18 protein-coding genes and 1 pseudogene are annotated in these 16,018 nt (G+C 64.6%); 5 read left to right on the top strand and 14 right to left on the bottom strand.

Translation table 11 applies throughout. The features are described 5' to 3' along the window. Window positions 1–64: 64 nt before the first annotated feature. A complete protein-coding gene (locus ACVI1L_RS14660; protein WP_076824570.1) occupies window positions 65–1,201 on the bottom strand; it encodes a hypothetical protein in 1,137 nt (378 codons plus the stop codon). Between the two features lie 658 nt (window positions 1,202–1,859). Between ACVI1L_RS14660 and ACVI1L_RS14655 the strand changes: the two genes are divergently transcribed. The 3 genes from ACVI1L_RS14655 to ACVI1L_RS14645 all read left to right on the top strand — a co-directional run bounded on the left by ACVI1L_RS14655 (window position 1,860) and on the right by ACVI1L_RS14645 (window position 3,956). Beyond that, window positions 1,860–2,972 (top strand): helix-turn-helix transcriptional regulator, encoded by a 1,113-nt coding sequence (locus ACVI1L_RS14655; RefSeq protein WP_092080909.1) that lies wholly within the window; start codon window positions 1,860–1,862, stop codon window positions 2,970–2,972. Between the two features lie 153 nt (window positions 2,973–3,125). After that, window positions 3,126–3,431, top strand: a complete 306-nt coding sequence (locus tag ACVI1L_RS14650) for a hypothetical protein (protein ID WP_316395140.1) — start codon at window positions 3,126–3,128, stop codon at window positions 3,429–3,431. Between the two features lie 3 nt (window positions 3,432–3,434). Then, window positions 3,435–3,956: a DUF1697 domain-containing protein gene (locus tag ACVI1L_RS14645; RefSeq protein WP_316395139.1), complete on the top strand. Its 522-nt coding sequence runs from the start codon at window positions 3,435–3,437 to the stop codon at window positions 3,954–3,956. 139 nt (window positions 3,957–4,095) lie between these two features. On the opposite strand, the gene ACVI1L_RS14640 is transcribed toward ACVI1L_RS14645, so the two are convergent. The 13 genes and pseudogenes from ACVI1L_RS14640 to ACVI1L_RS14580 form a co-directional block, all read right to left on the bottom strand. Continuing rightward, a complete protein-coding gene (locus tag ACVI1L_RS14640) occupies window positions 4,096–5,319 on the bottom strand; it encodes a threonine ammonia-lyase (RefSeq protein ID WP_456783177.1) in 1,224 nt (407 codons plus the stop codon). 318 nt (window positions 5,320–5,637) lie between these two features. Then, a complete protein-coding gene (locus ACVI1L_RS14635; RefSeq protein ID WP_456783176.1) occupies window positions 5,638–5,793 on the bottom strand; it encodes a response regulator in 156 nt (51 codons plus the stop codon). A 54-nt stretch (window positions 5,794–5,847) separates the two neighbouring features. Then, window positions 5,848–6,171, bottom strand: coding sequence for an aminoacyl-tRNA deacylase (locus ACVI1L_RS14630; RefSeq protein ID WP_225646649.1), 324 nt, complete (start codon window positions 6,169–6,171; stop codon window positions 5,848–5,850). 211 nt (window positions 6,172–6,382) lie between these two features. Beyond that, window positions 6,383–7,909, bottom strand: a complete 1,527-nt coding sequence (bchE, locus tag ACVI1L_RS14625) for a magnesium-protoporphyrin IX monomethyl ester anaerobic oxidative cyclase (protein WP_456783175.1) — start codon at window positions 7,907–7,909, stop codon at window positions 6,383–6,385. A gap of 113 nt (window positions 7,910–8,022) precedes the next feature. Further along, window positions 8,023–8,763: a di-trans,poly-cis-decaprenylcistransferase gene (locus tag ACVI1L_RS14620; protein WP_057015350.1), complete on the bottom strand. Its 741-nt coding sequence runs from the start codon at window positions 8,761–8,763 to the stop codon at window positions 8,023–8,025. A 29-nt stretch (window positions 8,764–8,792) separates the two neighbouring features. Continuing rightward, window positions 8,793–9,215 carry a transcriptional regulator gene (locus ACVI1L_RS14615; protein ID WP_168856613.1) on the bottom strand — a complete coding sequence of 141 codons (423 nt, stop codon included), beginning with the start codon at window positions 9,213–9,215 and terminating at the stop codon, window positions 8,793–8,795. Next, window positions 9,202–9,819, bottom strand: a complete 618-nt coding sequence (locus ACVI1L_RS14610) for a hypothetical protein (RefSeq protein ID WP_057015349.1) — start codon at window positions 9,817–9,819, stop codon at window positions 9,202–9,204. Before ACVI1L_RS14610 ends, ACVI1L_RS14615 begins: the two co-directional genes overlap by 14 nt. Before the next feature lie 128 nt (window positions 9,820–9,947). Then, window positions 9,948–10,304, bottom strand: coding sequence for a DUF1428 domain-containing protein (locus ACVI1L_RS14605; RefSeq protein ID WP_456783174.1), 357 nt, complete (start codon window positions 10,302–10,304; stop codon window positions 9,948–9,950). Between the two features lie 144 nt (window positions 10,305–10,448). Further along, complete coding sequence (locus ACVI1L_RS14600) at window positions 10,449–11,186, bottom strand: DUF899 domain-containing protein (protein ID WP_057015348.1); 738 nt, start codon at window positions 11,184–11,186, stop codon at window positions 10,449–10,451. An 18-nt stretch (window positions 11,187–11,204) separates the two neighbouring features. Further along, window positions 11,205–11,567: pseudogene (locus ACVI1L_RS14595) on the bottom strand (SRPBCC family protein); the annotation flags it as partial. Continuing rightward, a complete protein-coding gene (locus ACVI1L_RS14590; protein WP_225162100.1) occupies window positions 11,552–12,007 on the bottom strand; it encodes an ArsR/SmtB family transcription factor in 456 nt (151 codons plus the stop codon). The pseudogene ACVI1L_RS14595 and the gene ACVI1L_RS14590, both read right to left, overlap by 16 nt. Before the next feature lie 130 nt (window positions 12,008–12,137). After that, window positions 12,138–12,425, bottom strand: a complete 288-nt coding sequence (locus tag ACVI1L_RS14585) for a DUF3551 domain-containing protein (protein ID WP_076824556.1) — start codon at window positions 12,423–12,425, stop codon at window positions 12,138–12,140. Window positions 12,426–12,596: 171 nt separating this feature from the next. Beyond that, on the bottom strand, window positions 12,597–13,568 hold the full coding sequence (locus ACVI1L_RS14580; RefSeq protein ID WP_057015345.1) for a Bug family tripartite tricarboxylate transporter substrate binding protein: 972 nt from the start codon (window positions 13,566–13,568) through the stop codon (window positions 12,597–12,599). A 204-nt stretch (window positions 13,569–13,772) separates the two neighbouring features. Here ACVI1L_RS14580 and ACVI1L_RS14575 point away from each other — a divergent pair, with 204 nt between their 5' ends. Both ACVI1L_RS14575 and ACVI1L_RS14570 read left to right on the top strand, forming a co-directional pair. Continuing rightward, window positions 13,773–14,192 carry a VOC family protein gene (locus ACVI1L_RS14575; RefSeq protein WP_057015344.1) on the top strand — a complete coding sequence of 140 codons (420 nt, stop codon included), beginning with the start codon at window positions 13,773–13,775 and terminating at the stop codon, window positions 14,190–14,192. A 208-nt stretch (window positions 14,193–14,400) separates the two neighbouring features. Then, entirely contained in the window at window positions 14,401–15,981 is a 1,581-nt protein-coding gene (locus tag ACVI1L_RS14570) for an AMP-binding protein (protein WP_456783173.1), read from the top strand. Window positions 15,982–16,018: the final 37 nt, after the last annotated feature.

Raw genomic sequence — 16,018 nt, 5'->3', positions numbered from 1 at the left:
GAAAGCTCCCGTCAATGTGATCCCACACGAGCGCACTCTCGGTACCCTCGAGGTCAGGCTGCGCTCACAACGCGATGGCGTTCTTCAAGCGAGAGGTGTCTTGATAGGCTGGCGACGCCAGACGTTCGGATAGCCACGGCCGCGCGCGCTTGCCGCTGACCTCGTGCACACCGTCGAAGATGTCCATGTCGATCAAATGCGGATGGCCTGACGATGCGTAGACCGACTGCATTTGAGAAAACTTTTCATCCCGCCCAAGTTCCAGCGCGTTTGCACCGTCACGGCTCCCGATCTCGACGAACAGCGGGCACGGGCAGAGCAAGTACGCCAGCTCCGCGCCGGCGTACTTGGCGCGGCCGTTGCTGAAATGAATGTAAGCCGCGAGTTCGACGCCGAGATTCCTGGTGATCACGGATGACATCAGGAACTTCTTCTCGTCGCGCATATATCCGGACACGACAGTCGGCCGCATCTGCCCCGTCGCGGCTTCCAGATGCAGCGCGAGAAAGGCGCCCCAGGACACCCCGTAGACGCCGACATTCAAACCCGACACGCCGGTGAGCTTCCTGCAAACGATTTCGCCGGCGTCGAGCGATGCGCATGACACGTTGTGGGCGGAGATGCCGTGAGATGCCAGCATCGCGGCGATGTTGTTCTGGCTCTCCTGATTTCCGATCTGGACGATGTAAGGACACCAGACGACGTAACCGTCCCGACATAGCCGTTTGCCGAGCGCGTTCATGTAGTCCTTGTCGGCATCGTCGAAGCAGCGCTCCGGCGTGCTCGCCATGCCGTGGCCGAGCAGGATCAACCCCTTGAATTCTCCGTCGGGAATTCCAAGACATCCGCGCACCGGCACGCCGCATTCCAGATCGAACTCGACCTTCACGACCGAGAAGCCATCCGCCGGCGCGCGCCAGAGCACCCGGATCTCGTCACGCGACGGCCGATAAAGCCGCCGCGCCCGGAACAGAGATCGCATCTCTCCGCGAATCTCCGAACCGGTTGCGACCGCATGCAGCCTGCCGCTTGCCGCGATATCGAACAACGACCGGCAGAACTGATCGTAGCCAAGGGTCGGCAAGTCGACATTCGCGCATGATCCCTGGCAATGGCCCAGCGCCAGCCTGTCGCTGCCGGCCCGCGACGAGGGGCCGACCAGCGTCATCAACAATCCGGAAAGCGCCCTGCGGCTGATCATCGGCCCTCCCCGAGCCGACGATGGCTCGCATGAATGTCAGAGGTGGCCGCTCAAAGCGCGATCAGACCCGGTTTGAATCGTCATCGCGCCTTAGGCCGCCCGTTAGGCATGATCCTTTTCGAAAAACCGCTTCGCACTTTTCCGGATCATGCCCTAGCTGGCGCCACGGATTGCGCGGATACAAATTAAAGGATGTTCATGCTCGAACGATCGCGTGCAACGTTGCAAATGTGTGACGCCGGCGGGCTTGGCGCAGCGCCAGTCATGCCAATCCGGTTTCGGGATGCTTCGGAATGTTTCCATCTGTCACGTAGCTTCGATTTTGCCGCGCGCGGCGATGATCGTCAGGCCCTGATTATCGAGTCTTCATCAAGTCTCTATCAAGTCATGGGGCCGCCCCGCCGACCTGGCATCGAGCTTCGCCTTCGTCGTCCGTGCGCCGGCGGCCGCGCGCCGGATCGCAGCCGAGCGAGCGAGACCCCGGCCGCCGCGCGAAAATCGCGAAGAAGAGGCGGCGAAAACGTCGGAATTCCCTCCTGATGCGCGTGAACGCGCACCGGAATAACCCGGACTCGTGGGTTGGGCCGAATTACTCTACGCAATATTTCCGGGGTCGATGGGTTTATCTATTGGGCAACAACGGTTTTTGGGATGACCGATGGCGAACGACCTGCACGAGCATCTGATTGAACTGGCCTATGAGGCCGCGGTCGTCCCCGAATTGTGGCCGAATGTCCTGCATCAGGTCGGTGCAATCGCGCGTGCGCGCGGTATCGTGCTGCTGACGGCGGCCCCACACGACGTCCGCTGGGTCGCGTCGCCCGACATGCACGACGACACGGTGGCCTATGTCGAGGGCGGCTGGCACGAGCGCAACGGGCGATTGCCGCGCCTGCTCGCGGCCAACCATGCCGGCTTCCTGCGCGACATCGACGTGTTCGATACGCCCGAGGAGGTGCAGCAGGACTTCCAGATCCGCGAATTCTTCCGCCCGCGCGGGCTCGGATGGGGCGCCGGTACTGCGATCCCGGTGCCGAGCGGCGACGTGCTGATCTACAGCGTCGAGCGTGAATACCAGCACGGACCGATCGAGCGCGAAGCGATCGAGCAGCTCGACGCGCTGCGGCCGCATCTGGCGCGTGCCGCGCTGCTGTCGGCACGGCTCGGGATGGAGCGCGCCAGGGCGGCGACCGAATCGCTGGCGATGCTCGGCCTGCCCGCGGCAGTGCTGCGGCGCGGCGGCCGCCTGATGGCAGCCAACACGCTGTTCGACCGCCTGGTGCCCGACGTGATGCAGGATCGCGGCGAGCGCCTGACGCTGGCGGCGACCACTGCCGATGCGCTGTTCGCACAGGCGCTAGCCGCGCTTGATCAGGGACTGATCAGCGTGGAGGTGCGCTCGGTGCCGATCGCGGCGCAGGAGGATCGGCCGCCGCTGATCGTGCATCTGGTCCCGATCCATGGCGCGGCGCGTGACCTGTTCGACCGCGCGGCGGCGATCGTGATCGTGACGCCGGTGGTGCCGGCCGAGGTGCCGACCGCGGAAGTGCTGCAGGGCCTGTTCGACCTGACACCGGCGGAGGCGCGCGTGGCGCGCGGCATTGGCGAAGGACGCACCGTCGAGGCAATCGCCGGCGCTTTCGGCATCTCCCGCGAAACGGTGCGCAACCAGCTCAAGGCGGTGCTGGCCAAGACCGGACTGGGCCGGCAGGTGGAGCTGGCCAGACTGCTCGCCGGCGCGAAGGTGCCGCCGGGGTCGTCAGGAGACTAGCGCACGCCGCGCAAGCCTCGGTACAGGGGTCGATGCGATCCTCCGGGAATTCGCAAAACGATCGCATGTTCAAACGGTGCCGGTTACGCTAGGGGTAGCGTCCCTCCCTCCGTGCGCCCGCCCGGCGCATGTCCAGTCAATGAGTGCAACTGAATGGCCGAAGCCGACCTCGACGCCGTCATCCGGCAAACCGCAAAAGCGCAGACCAAGGCCGTGATGGCGGCTGCCAAGAAACGCCAGGCCGCCTGGGTCTCTCGCGCCGCCAAGGCCAAGGACAAGGAGACCAAGGCGCGCTTCCGCTTCCTGGCCAAGAGCACGATTCTGAACGCAACCGCAACCGCCAAGCGGTTGCAGAATTCGGCCGAGAACGCCGCCGACGCCTATGCGCGCGCCATGAAGAAGGCGATGGAAGAGCCGCCGCCGGCCAAGAAGCCCGCGAAGAAGAAAACCGACGGCTAGTCGATGCCGCGTTACGTCGCCCTGCTGCGCGCGGTCAATGTCGGCGGCACCGGCAAGCTACCGATGACCGAGTTGAAGGCAATGTGCGTCGACGAGGGATTTGCCGACGCGCAGACCTATATCGCCAGCGGCAATGTCGTGTTCTCCTCGAAGCTCGGCGCGGCCAAGGTCAAGGCCACGCTGGAGCGGCGGCTGCAGGCCTATGCCGGCAAGCCGGTCGGCGTCGCCGTCCGCAGCGCGGACGAGATCGCCGCGGTGCTGAAGGCCAATCCGTTTCCGAAAGCGCCGCCGAACTATACTGTCGCGATCTTCCTCGACGAGCCGCCGCCCAAGGACGCCTTGAAGGACATCAAGGGCCAGCAGGACGAAGAGGTGCGGCTCGGCAAGCGCGAGATCTATGTCGCCTATGGCAGCGGCATGGGCCGCTCGAAGCTGAAGATCCCCGCCGCCGCCAAGGGCACCGCGCGCAACATCAACACCATCGCGAAGCTCGCCGAGCTGGCGGCGGGGGACAACGAGGGTTAGTTCGCCCATTGAAATCCGTCATCCTGAGGAGCGCGCACTTGCGCGCGTCTCGAAGGATGCACGGCCCGGCTGGTGGCCGATTCATCCTTCGAGGCTCGCTCCGCTCGCGCCTCAGGATGACGGTCAAGCAGTCTGACAGCTAACTCTCCCGCACCGCGAATCCTTCGGCGCTGAGCCTTGCCAGCACCTCCTCCAGATGGGCGCGGTCGCGGGTTTCGATCACGAGCTCGAGCAGCGTCGCCTTCGCCGGAAGATCGGAGAAGGTGCGCTGATGCGAGACCTCGATGATGTTGGCGCCGGCATCGGCAAGCAGGATCGACACCGCCGCGAGCTGTCCGGGCCGGTCGACGATGTCGAGCGCCAGTTGCGTCAGTCGTCCCTCGCGCGCGAGCTCGCGGGTCAGGACCGAGGCAATCAGCCTGGTGTCGATATTGCCGCCGGTCAGCACCAGGCCGACTGAGCTGCCCGCAAAGCGCTCCGGAGCTGCGAGCACCGCCGCGAGACCGGCGGCGCCGGCGCCTTCGACCACCGTCTTTTCGATCGAGATCAGGGTCGCGACCGCGCGCTCGATCTGGTCCTCGCTGACCAGGATGATGTCGTCAACGAGCTCGCGCACGATTTTCGTGGTGATCTGCCCGGGCGCCTTGACCGCAATGCCCTCGGCGAGGGTGTCGCCGCGCATCGGCAGCTGCTCGCCTTTGACCGCATTGTACATTGACGGATAGAGCTGGGCCTGCACGCCGACGACCTGGATCGACGGCTTCAGCGCCTTCGCGGCGGTGGCGATGCCCGAGATCAGCCCGCCGCCGCCGATCGGCACCACCAGGATATCGAGCTCCGGCACCGTCGCGAGCATTTCAAGTCCGATCGTGCCTTGCCCTGCAATGATCAGCGGATCGTCATAGGGATGGATCAGGATCAGGCCCTTCTGCGCAGCATGCGAGCCAACGAACGCGAAGCATTCTTCCAGCGTCTGCCCGGTGATGATGACCTCGGCGCCGTGCCGCCTGGTGTTCTCGATCTTCACCATCGGCGTCCCGATCGGCATCACGATGGTGGCGGGGATGCCGAGCCGCTTGGCGTGATAGGCCACGCCCTGGGCGTGATTGCCGGCAGAGATCGCGATCACGCCGCGCTTGCGCTCCTCTGGCGACAGCGCCTGCAGGCGATTCAGCGCGCCGCGCTCCTTGAACGTCGCGGTGAACTGCAGGTTCTCGAATTTGAGGAACAGGCGGCAGCCGCAGATCTCGCCCAGCGTGCGGCTCTCGTTGCAGGCCGTGACCATGACCGCATCCCGGATCAGATCCGCGGCACGGCGTATGTCGGCAAGGGTGATGGCGGCGGTATGGGCAGGCTGCGGCATCGGGTTTCGCTTTGGTCCGTTTCGTCAGACGGAACCTAGCGGGTTTCGGCGCCGAACACGACCGCGCTTTAGCGTGCGGTCAACACCCGTTCCTCCGGCCTCGCCGGCCCGGTCAGTTAAACCTCATCACATTTCGGGCATACCAGCGCGGTGCGGAAATGCTTGTCGAGCACAATGGTTCGCGTCCTGCCGCACTGGCAGCGCATCGGCTTATCCATGGAAGACCGGCCCGGGTTAGAGATGCAAGGAAAGCGTGCGCCCGGCTACCTCGGTCCGGTTGACCCGATATGACTTGAGGCCGGATAATTTGTCGCGCGGCTAGAAGAGACCGGCGCTGAGATCGAGGCCGTAGCTTGCCCTGAGCGCCACGACGAACAGGACCGCGGAGGCAAGCAGCAGGAGATGCCGGGCGATGCTGCTCCGAAGCGAATTGGCCAGAAACGCGCGTGCGATCGATTGAGCCAAAGCAGTCATTTGCGACCTCCGGAGCCACGTCCCGAAGGTAGGTCGCGGGCAGCGCAGTGAGGTTCAATGCGGCTCGCGGATCGGCCGGCGGCGCGCCAATGTGCTCTGTTCGGGATCACTCGGTGCCCGCACCCGATTCTTGAAGCGGTGACCGACCACGATCAGCCTGCCCTCGGCGCGGATTACGGTATCGGCCGATGGCGCGGACGGCAGATTGTCTTGCGTGACCGCTTCCAGTGCACGCAGGAACTCGCGACCGGCCGATGTGATCTCCCAGCCTTCGACGTCACGGAGCACATAGCCATGGCTAAAGATGTCGAGTTCGGGGACCCGCGACGCCAGACGTTTGATCCGCGCATGCCAATCGTCGCCGCTCGATGAGAGCACGGCGAGATCGTGCTTAAGTGAATTGATTGTGGCTTTGCCGCGGACGTGACTGGCCAATATTTTTAAGATCGCAACCTGTATGCTCAACTCGACGCCTCGACCGCCACGGTTCTTTTTGTTCTGCGCAGCCGACCTGGAAATTATCGCGCTGATGACTGAGGCGTCCAGTCATCAGCGCCAGATATCCAGAACCCGACAAGACGGTATCGACTTACGCCGCGCGTGATGTGCCGACGCGGCGCTCGGGCCGGTGCGACGACATCGATTCCTCCTCCATATCCTGCGGCGCGCCCCAAAATTCCTGCACGGTGGGCCCGTTCTTCAGCCTCTTGTCGCGCAGGAAGCCGAGGATTTCGTGCGGCCAGACCCGGCGGCCCATCTGCGTGTACCAGCGCATCGCGTGACGAAGTCCGGCGTCGCGGTGGAGCAGCACGCGGAGCAGCGCCTTCGGGCGGCACTGCAGCACCATCTCGGTGAACTTGAACCAGAGCAGCACGCGCCATGGCGGCATGTGCCGGGTCGCCAGCACCTGATGCTTGTAGTCCCAGAGCCTGCGATCGGTCTGGATGACGCGCCGCTCCGCCGCGAGACGGAAATACGGCGTCCAGCGATGCGGCGTGACGTAGAGCATCTGGATCTGGTCGGGATCATAGGACAACAGCTGCCTGAGACCACGCCAATGATCGCGATCGGTCTCCTCCTCGAAGCCGACCACCCACGTCGCCATCGACAGGATGCCGTGCTGGCGCATCAAACGGATGGCTTCGCGATCGATCGTGGTGGTCGCGCCCTTGCGGATCAGCTCCAGCGTCTTCTCGTCGGTGTTCTCCATGCCGAGCAGGAAGCGCTGCCAGCCCGCCTTCCTGTAGAGATGCAGGATATCGGCGTCGCGCACGATGTCGTCGGCGCGGGTCGAGCCGACCAGGATCAGATCGACATCCTCCGCGATCAGGGCCTCGAGAAAGGCCCGCCACGCCTTCTTCGAGACGGTCGGATTCTCGTCGGCGAAATTGATCACCTTGACGCCGTGCTCGCGATGGAGCCGCGCCAGCTCCTTCGCAAAGCGCACGGGATCGCGGCGCCGCCACCGCGTCCAGAAGCCGCGCTGGCCGCAGTAATTGCAGAGATGCGGACAACCGCGCGAGAATTGCACGACGACGGCACGCAGCCCGCCCCAATAGCTGTAGCGCGCGTGATCGATCAATTCCCAGCCGACGCGATAGGCATCGAGGTCACGGATGACAGGCGCAGGCGGCGTCACGCGCGGCCCGTAATCGTCACGGAATGCGATGCCGTTGATGATACGGAGATCCTCGCCGGCCTCCAGCGCTCGCATCAGACGCCGCGCCGTCTCTTCGCCCTCGCCGCGCACGATCGCGGTGATGTAGCGCTCCTCGCGCAGGATGTCGCGCCAGTGATAGGTCGGAAACACGCCGCCATAGACGATCCGCACACCGGGCACGGCCTTGACGATCGCCTGCGCCACCTCGGCGATGACAGGATGGCCCGACGTCGAGCCGGAATGGCCGAACAGCACCGCATCCGGTGCAAATCTCGATGCCTCCGCCACGATGGCTTGGACCGGCATCGGCCCGAACTCAGCATCGATAAGACCAACGTCGTGGCCGTCATCGATCAGCGGCCCGCCGATCGACAGCAGGCCGAGTGGCGGCAGATGGTCGTCGGGGATCCGGCTGCCGATCGCCGGATGCGGCACGTTGATGAGAAGAATGCGCATGGATGATCGCTCCCGCTTTGGTTGGCGTGATCGTTCGTCCCCGCATCTTGTGAGAGAGAGCCCAACCCCCCGGCCGGGCTTTAGGAATAGAGCAGTTGGCGCGGCTTGACGCGTTAGAGGTTCGGCACCTCCGCCGGCGCGATCGCGGTCAGTCCGCCGAAGCGGCGCTCGCGGCGATGGAAGGAGCCGAGTGCGTCGGCGAGATCGTCGGCATCGAATTCGGGCCACATCCGCTCGGTGAAATGCAGCTCGGCATAAGCGCCCTCCCAGAGCAGAAAGTCCGACAGCCGCTTCTCGCCCGAGGTGCGGATGATCAGGTCGACGTCGCGCAGCCCGGCCTCGCCGGTAATGAGATCGGAGAACGTCTCGCGGCTGAGCTCGCCGGCGCCGGCCGCGCGCGCGGCGGCGTTCAGGATGGCGTCGCGCGCCGAATAATCGATCGCGATGCGCAGATGCAGCGTGGTGCCGCCGGCGGTCTCGGCCTCGGCGCGCGTGATCGCGGCGGCGATGCCGTCGGGCAGCCGGTCGCGGCGGCCGATCACGGTGAGGCGAACGCCGTTGCGCACCAGCGCAGCGATCTCGTTGGCGAGATAGAAGCGCAGCAGCCCCATCAGTGCCGCGACCTCGGCCTTCGGACGGCGCCAATTATCGCTCGAGAAGGCGTAGAGCGTCAGCGTGCCGACGCCCTGGTCCGGCGCGGCCTCGACGATGCGGCGGATCGCCTCGACGCCGGCCTCGTGTCCGCGCAGCCGTGACAGGCCGCGCCGCGTTGCCCAGCGGCCATTGCCATCCATGATGATGCCGACATGGAGCCTGAAGGCGGCTTCCGGCTTGAGCGCGACGTTACTTTGCATCACAAAGTCTCCGGACAAAATGAGATGGTTCAAACCGGCTGGATACCGAGGCGGCCAGCTGCGCGGTCGTCCTTGCCGGCGGCCTTTTCTGCCGTGCCGGCGGCCCTCTCGGCCGTGCCGGCGGCCTTGGCCGCGTCACGCACCAGCTGCTCGAGCACGGCGAGATAGTCGAGGAAGCGGCGACGACCGCTCTTGGTCAGGCGGCAGGTGGTGTGCGGACGATTGCCTTCATAGCCCTTGATGACGTCGACGAGACCGGCCTCCTGCAGCACCTGGAGGTGCCGGCTGAGGTTGCCGTCGGTCAGGCCGCAGAGCTGCTTGAGATCGGCAAAGGCGAGCCCCTTCGGATGCGCCATCAGCGAGGTCAGCAGGCCGAGCCGCGCCTTCTCGTGGATGACGCGGTCGAGGCCGTCATAGGCGAACGGCGCGGCGGTCAGGTCAGTCTTCGGCATCATGGCCTCCGGAAGCGAAATAGAGCAGCGCTGCGAGCAGCAACTGGCCGATCGCGAATGGCAGTCCCATGGTCCAGGGCGACAGCGCGTGGCTCTGGCTTGCGATCAAGAGCACCGTGAAGCCCGACAGGAAATACCAGGCGCCGCCGAGCGCGATCGTGCGCGGCAGCAGGCGGACCGAGGCGAACACGCCGAGGCTGACCAGCACCTGCCACAGGCCGGGCAGCATCCACAACGTCTCGGGCGCGAACTTCCATTGCAGGATCGCGAGCAGCACGCCGGCGATCGCCGCGGGAACGAACTGCTCGATCGCCTGCTGGACCATCGCGTCCGCAAGGCCGGAATGATGCCGCCGCGAGCGCGCCTGCATCTCGATCCAGATCAGCACGGCGGAGACCAACGCGGCCGCCGCCCAGCCTGCGAGGAACGCGATCGGATGAGCGGTGGGATCGGCGAGCCAGAGATATTGCGCAAGCGCCGTGACCAGCGCGATGCCGCTGGTGGCGGCGACGGTCGCCGGACCGTAGCCGCGGAACGCCGTTCCGGCCGCAATCTGGCTGCGGATGGCGAGGATATCGGCCAACGCCTTGTCGAGGTCACGCATGATTCGCCCGAACTTTGTATTGCAAAGTATACGGGATCACCAAGTAAACGCAAGCGGCACCGCGCGGCTTGCCGAGCGTGATGTTTAACAGCTGGTTACTGCGCGGATTGCGGCGAAACCGTGCCGCGTCAGACCTTCACCAGGCTGGCGAAGCCGCCATAGATCATCCGCTTGCCGTCGAACGGCACGTCACCCATGCTCATCGATGCTAGGCGCGGATCGGCCATCACCTTGGCGTTGATCCGGTCGCGCTGGGCGCGCGACTTGTAGGTGATCCAGGCGAACACGACGGTTTCGCCGGCCTTCAGTTTCACGCTCTGCGGAAACGAGGTCAGCTTGCCCGGCTTGACGTCGTCGGCGACCCATTCGCGATAATCCAGTGCGCCATACTCGCGCCAGACCCTGCCGGCCTTCTTCGAGAGTTGCGCATAGGCTTTGAGTTTCTTCTTCGGCACGGCGACGATGAATCCATCGACGTAAGGCATTGGGCGGTTTCCTGCTGTTTGGGCTCCCTCTCATTGCGAGCGCCAGCGAAGCAATCCATCTCTCCAAACGCTGAAGATGGATTGCTTCGTCGCTTCCACGCAAAATTGCCCTGCAATTTTGTCGCGAGCCCCTCGCAATGACGATCAGCTGTGACAGCAGGATGCCTGAACCGGCGCCGGTTGGTACTGGTCACGTAGCCGCACCCAATCCATCGGATAGGGCAATCCTTCCTCGTGGCGGCCGAGTGGCGTCAGGTCGAGATAGTGATAGGCGGCATTCATCATGTCGAGGCCGCGCGCGAAGGTCGAGTAAGTGTGGAACACGCTCCCTGTCTCATCGCGGAAGAACACGCTGATGCCGGGCAGTTCGGGACCATAGAGCGGCGTCGTTCCATAATTGTATTTCGCGTTCCCCGCATCGATCTGCGCTTGCGTGAACGACACGCCGTAATCGTAGTTGAAGTCGCTCTCTCCCGAGGAGACCCAGTCGAAGGTCCAGCCCATCCGCGCCTTGAATGCGTCGAGCTTGACGAGCGGCGCCCGCGAGATCGCGATCATCGTGGTGTCGCGCGCGGCGAGATGCGGAACCATGCGCTCGAAACCGTCGGCCCAGAACGAGCAGTTCTTGCACGCCGCGTCCCACTCCGGCGCGAACATCACATGCTGCACCACGAGTTGCGGCCTGCCCTTGAAGAGATCGCCGAGCGTCATTTTGCCGCCCGGCCCGTCGAACACATAGTCCTTGTCGACCTTGACCCAGGGCAGTTCGCGGCGCTGCCGGCTGAGCGCTTCGCGGGCCTGGGTCAGTTCCTTCTCACCGGCCATCAGCGCCTTGCGGGCTGCGATCCATTCTTCACGCGAGACGATCATGTGCTGTTGCATGGGATGCTCCTTTGCAGGTCAGGCGTCGACGAAGCTTTCCAGATTGCCGAGGAATGCGGTCCAGCCGCGCTGGTGGTTGTCGCGGGCGGTCTCATCGACGAACTGCGCGTGATGGAAGGTGAGCAACGTACCGCCGGCATCGGGCTTGATCGATATCGTTACCTCGGATTCGCGTTCGGGCGTCGAATGCCAGGCCCAGCTGAACACCAGCTTCTCGTTCGGCACCACCTCACGATAGACGCCGCCGACCTCGTGATATTCGCCGTTGGTGCCGATGAATCCGATGCGATAGCGTCCGCCGACGCGGACATCGAGCTCCGCACGCGTCGTGGCCGGCTTGACCCCACCCGGTCCGAACCACTGCGCTAGATTTTCCGGCTCGGTCCACGCGGCGTAGACTTTTTCCGGCCGCGCGCGGAGGCGCCGCGTGAGGGTGAGGCTTGGGCGCGCGGCGAGGCCGGCGTCGGCGGCGACTGCGGATTGGTTTGCCATGGTTCTTCCTCCACAAAGGCTGCAAGGCGGTCGAGATTGTCGGACCAGAATTGCGCATAGCGATTGAGCCAGTTCATCGCCTGCTCCATCGGCCGTGCGGTGAGCCGGCACGCCACCGTGCGGCCGGTCTTTTCGCGCGCGACGAGACCCGCATCGGTGAGCACGTCGAGATGCTTCATGATCGCCGGCAGCGACATCGCGAATGGCTGCGCCAGCTCGCTCACCGACAGGCTTTCCTGGTCGCCGAGCCGCGCCAGCAGCGCGCGACGGGTGGGATCGGAAAGCGCCGCAAAGGTGCGGTCCAGCGTCTCATCCTGATACTTAACCATGTGGTTTAGTATAGGCGCAAACGGCGTGACGTCAAGTGCGCGGCTTCACGATCACGTCAGCATGGACCCGACGCGAGGGACGAACGTCAGGAACAGTGGCGACAGACTGCCTTGCGGTGATGCCGCAACGCTAGTCGGGATAAACGGTCCGGTGCCGACGCTGATAGCGGCCCGGTGGTGGCGGCGGCGGTTCGCTGAACAGGAAGCGCGGATTCTCGCCGCAATAGAGATAGCGGCCGGACACGCTCGCGAGGCATTGCTGGTAGGTCCGGTAAGCGCATTCGCCGGGATAACCCAGGCTCGGGCCCTGCGCGCACCATGGGTAGTCATAAGGATCGGCGGAAGCGGGCGTGATACTCGCCGCGCCTGCGAGCGTCATCGTTCCCAGAACAAGCATTGCCAATCCCGATGCGCGCATGATCCGGCTCCTCGGACGCCGCAGTTAGCCAGGTGCGGCATCTTTGATAAGGTTCCTGAAGGTCATTTTATTCCGCGTCAAGGCCGACGAAACCGGCTTCGGCCAGGGACCGGCTGTACCACGCGGGCCACGTTTGTCCCGCGCGATCCAGCATCGTGCCTCTTGCGAGGCCTACTCGACCTTGAGGCCGGCGAACTCGACCACCTTCTTCCACTTGTCGGTTTCGGCCTTGATGTCGTTACCGAAGGCTTCCGGCGTCTGGATCAGCGGATCGCCGCCGAGCTCGACCAGGCGCTTCTTCATGTCGGGTTCGGCGAGCACGGCGTTGATCTCGGTGTTGAGCCTGGCGATAACTTCCTTCGGCATGTTCTTCGGCGCGCCCATGCCGAACAGCGCGCTCGCCTCGTAGCCCTTTACGGTTTCGGCAACCGACGGAACATCGGGCAGTTGCGAGGATCGCTCCGTTGAGGTCACAGCCAGCGCGCGCAGCGCGCCGGAGCGGATGTGCTGGATGATCGAGGGCATGTTGTCGAAGATCACCTGCACCTGGCCGCCGAGCATGTCGGTGATCGCGGGCGCGGCGCCGCGATACGGCACGTGCTGCATCTTGCAGCCGGTCATCGCCATGAACATCTCGCCGGAGAGATGCACCGAGGTGCCGTTGCCGGAAGAGGCCATGTTCACCTTGCCGGGATTGGCCTTCACATATTCGATGAACTCGGCGACGGTCTTGGCCGGCACGTCCTTGTTGACGGTCATCACGTTCGGCACGCGATTGAAGGAAGCAACCGGCGCGACGTCGCGCACGAAGTTGAACTTCAGATTGGCGTAAAGCGAGGCGTTGATGTAATTGGCCGGATTGACCAGCAGCACGGTGTAGCCGTCCGGCTCGGCATTGATCGCCGCCTCGGTGCCGATATTGTTGCCGGCGCCCGGCTTGTTCTCGATCACGAATTGCTGCCCGAGCCTCTCCGACAGCCGCTGCCCGACCAGGCGCGCGATGATGTCGGTGGCGCCGCCCGGCGGATAACCCACGATCCAGCGCACCGGCCGCGCCGGATAGTCGGCAGCGGAGGCGCGGCCGATCGCGAATGTCGAAATCCCCGACCCGATCAGGCCCAGCGCGGTACGGCGTGAAATCATGAAGTTTCTCCCAATCCAGCAGGGTTTGGCGCCCTGCCCGTTTCTGTTGCGTTGCGTGCGGCGCGGTTTTAACAAACAATGCCTGAAGCGACCAGTGCGACACGTGCGCCGCCGACCGCGACGAAAGACTAAGCTTCGGCTCTGATCGCACCAGAACCGGCGACCACATCGCTCGAAAGCACTCTGGACCGAAGAGGATCGATCATGTCCGTCAAGGTGAATGGGCTCGACCATCTCGTGATCAACGTCACCGATGTCGTGCGCTCGGTTGCCTGGTACAGCAGGATCCTCGGCATGGAGGTGAAGGTGTTCGACCCGGGCAAGGGCAAGACACCGCGCACCTCGCTGGTGTTCGGCAACCAGAAGATCAATGTGCGGCCGCGCGATGCCGACAAGGTGGACTGGTTCACCGCCGATCACGAGGCGGCCGGCAGCGACGATCTCTGCTTCCTCACTTCGAGCACACCCGAGGAAGTGGTCGCACATCTGAAGGCCAATGGCGTCAGAATCGAGGAAGGCCCGGTGGCCAAGCAGGGCGCGCGCGGCACGCTGCGCTCGGTTTATTGCCGCGACCCCGACGGCAGCCTGATCGAGATCTCGTCGTACGAGAAGAACGCGACGTAGCTTTCGTTCGTCCTTGCGAACCGGCGCGGCGTGCGAATGCGCGCCCGATGACGGATGCCGCGAATAAATCGATCTCTTCCGTGCGGCGGAACAGATTGCTTCAGCGCAAAACCGCTTTGCAAATCCCGATTTGCTCTCGGCGCACGCCGATGGCAGAACTGCTCCAACCAAGATCAATGGCGGCCGGCAAGGCCGCGCGGGAGGACATATGAGCAATTCAAAAGCAGTGCCGGGCGTCGTGGGACCGTTTGCGGGGCTCGACGTGCCTTGGCTGCTGCGGATGCGCGCCGAAGTGCGCCGCGACCATCCATTCCTGATCTGGGCGCCGTTCGACACGGCGGCACGGCGCTGGAGCTACGGCGAATTCCATGAGCGCGTCGGCGCGCTGGCTGCGGGCCTTGCGAAGCGCGGCATCCGGCAGGGCGACTATGTCCTGATCCATCTCGACAATTGCGTCGAAGCGATCATGTCGTGGTTCGCCTGCGTCGAGCTCGGCGCCATCGCCGTCACCACCAACACCCGCTCGGCCGCCGCCGAGATCGAATATTTTGCCGGCCATTGCGGCGCGGTCGCCGCGATCACCCAGCCGGCCTATGCCGAGCTGATATCAGCCAACTGCAAGGGCCTGCGCTGGATCGCGGTGACCTCGCACGACGCCGGGCAAGCGCCGGCACAAACGCCCGCGCACGGCGACAGTTTTGACGCGCTGTTTGCCGACAGCGCCGACCGGCCGCGTCGCCCGACCGATCCGCTCGCCCCCTGCAGCGTGCAATATACCTCCGGCACCACGTCGCGGCCGAAGGCGGTGCTGTGGACCCACGCCAACGCGCTGTGGGGCGCCAAGATCAACGCCGCGCATCAGGATCTGCACGCCTTTGACGTGCACCAGACCTATCTGCCGCTGTTTCACACCAACGCGCTGGCCTATTCGATGCTGGCGAGCCTGTGGGTCGGGGGCACCTGCGTGATCCAGCCGCGCTTCTCGGCGAGCCGCTTCTGGCCGGTGGCGCTCGAGCATGGCTCGACCTGGACCTCGACGATCCCGTTCTGCATGAAGGCGCTGCTGGAGCACGAGGTGCCGAAGAAGCACAAATTCCGGCTCTGGGGCACCGCCGTGAACGAGCCGCCGGCATTCGCGATGTTCGGCATCAAGATCATCGGCTGGTGGGGCATGACCGAGACCATCACCCACGGCATCATCGGCGAGGTCGATCAGCCCAACACGCCGATGTCGATCGGCCGCGCCGCCCCCGAATACGAAATCCGCATCGTCAATGACGACGGCGCGCCGACCGGCGTCGGTGAGACCGGCAATCTCCTGATCAAGGGCATTCCCGGCCTGTCGCTGTTCGCCGAATATCTACACAACGAGACGGCCACGCGCGAGAGTTTTGACGAGCACGGCTACTTCATCACCGGCGACCGCGTCACGATGCTGGAGGGCGGCTACATCAAGTTCGGCGACCGCTCCAAGGACATGCTGAAGGTCGGCGGCGAGAATGTCGCGGCCTCCGAGATCGAACAGGTGATCGCGGTGGTGCCGGGCGTACGCGAAGCCGCCGTGGTGGCAAAGAAGCATCCGATGCTGGACGAGGTCCCGGTCGTCTTCATCATCCCGCAGGCTGGCGTCGCCAAGCTGCCCGTCGACCTCCACGACAACGTCATGGCCGCTTGTCGCGCAAGCCTCGCCGACTTCAAGGTGCCGCGCGAAATCCGCTTTGTCGAGGAGATGCCGCGCTCGACGCTGGAGAAGGTCGCGAAGGCGGAGCTCAGGAAGATGCTGGAGTGAGGCGGACTTGATCGCGTCATTCCGGGGCGATGCGTTA

The organism is Bradyrhizobium sp. USDA 4516 (assembly GCF_054055915.1).
Note: the sequence above shows the minus strand (reverse complement) of the source record. Positions and strands in the feature narration are given on the sequence as shown.

Bases quoted from the DNA above. Each gene is read 5' to 3' on its own strand.
- ACVI1L_RS14660 (WP_076824570.1), bottom strand. From the start codon at position 1,201: ATGATCAGCCGCAGGGCGCTTTCCGGATTGTTGATGACGCTGGTCGGC.
- ACVI1L_RS14655 (WP_092080909.1), top strand. From the start codon at position 1,860: ATGGCGAACGACCTGCACGAGCATCTGATTGAACTGGCCTATGAGGCC.
- ACVI1L_RS14650 (WP_316395140.1), top strand. From the start codon at position 3,126: ATGGCCGAAGCCGACCTCGACGCCGTCATCCGGCAAACCGCAAAAGCG.
- ACVI1L_RS14645 (WP_316395139.1), top strand. From the start codon at position 3,435: ATGCCGCGTTACGTCGCCCTGCTGCGCGCGGTCAATGTCGGCGGCACC.
- ACVI1L_RS14640 (WP_456783177.1), bottom strand. From the start codon at position 5,319: ATGCCGCAGCCTGCCCATACCGCCGCCATCACCCTTGCCGACATACGC.
- ACVI1L_RS14635 (WP_456783176.1), bottom strand. From the start codon at position 5,793: ATGACTGCTTTGGCTCAATCGATCGCACGCGCGTTTCTGGCCAATTCG.
- bchE (WP_456783175.1), bottom strand. From the start codon at position 7,909: ATGCGCATTCTTCTCATCAACGTGCCGCATCCGGCGATCGGCAGCCGG.
- ACVI1L_RS14620 (WP_057015350.1), bottom strand. From the start codon at position 8,763: ATGCAAAGTAACGTCGCGCTCAAGCCGGAAGCCGCCTTCAGGCTCCAT.
- ACVI1L_RS14615 (WP_168856613.1), bottom strand. From the start codon at position 9,215: ATGCCGAAGACTGACCTGACCGCCGCGCCGTTCGCCTATGACGGCCTC.
- ACVI1L_RS14610 (WP_057015349.1), bottom strand. From the start codon at position 9,819: ATGCGTGACCTCGACAAGGCGTTGGCCGATATCCTCGCCATCCGCAGC.
- ACVI1L_RS14605 (WP_456783174.1), bottom strand. From the start codon at position 10,304: ATGCCTTACGTCGATGGATTCATCGTCGCCGTGCCGAAGAAGAAACTC.
- ACVI1L_RS14600 (WP_057015348.1), bottom strand. From the start codon at position 11,186: ATGCAACAGCACATGATCGTCTCGCGTGAAGAATGGATCGCAGCCCGC.
- ACVI1L_RS14590 (WP_225162100.1), bottom strand. From the start codon at position 12,007: ATGGTTAAGTATCAGGATGAGACGCTGGACCGCACCTTTGCGGCGCTT.
- ACVI1L_RS14585 (WP_076824556.1), bottom strand. From the start codon at position 12,425: ATGCGCGCATCGGGATTGGCAATGCTTGTTCTGGGAACGATGACGCTC.
- ACVI1L_RS14580 (WP_057015345.1), bottom strand. From the start codon at position 13,568: ATGATTTCACGCCGTACCGCGCTGGGCCTGATCGGGTCGGGGATTTCG.
- ACVI1L_RS14575 (WP_057015344.1), top strand. From the start codon at position 13,773: ATGTCCGTCAAGGTGAATGGGCTCGACCATCTCGTGATCAACGTCACC.
- ACVI1L_RS14570 (WP_456783173.1), top strand. From the start codon at position 14,401: ATGAGCAATTCAAAAGCAGTGCCGGGCGTCGTGGGACCGTTTGCGGGG.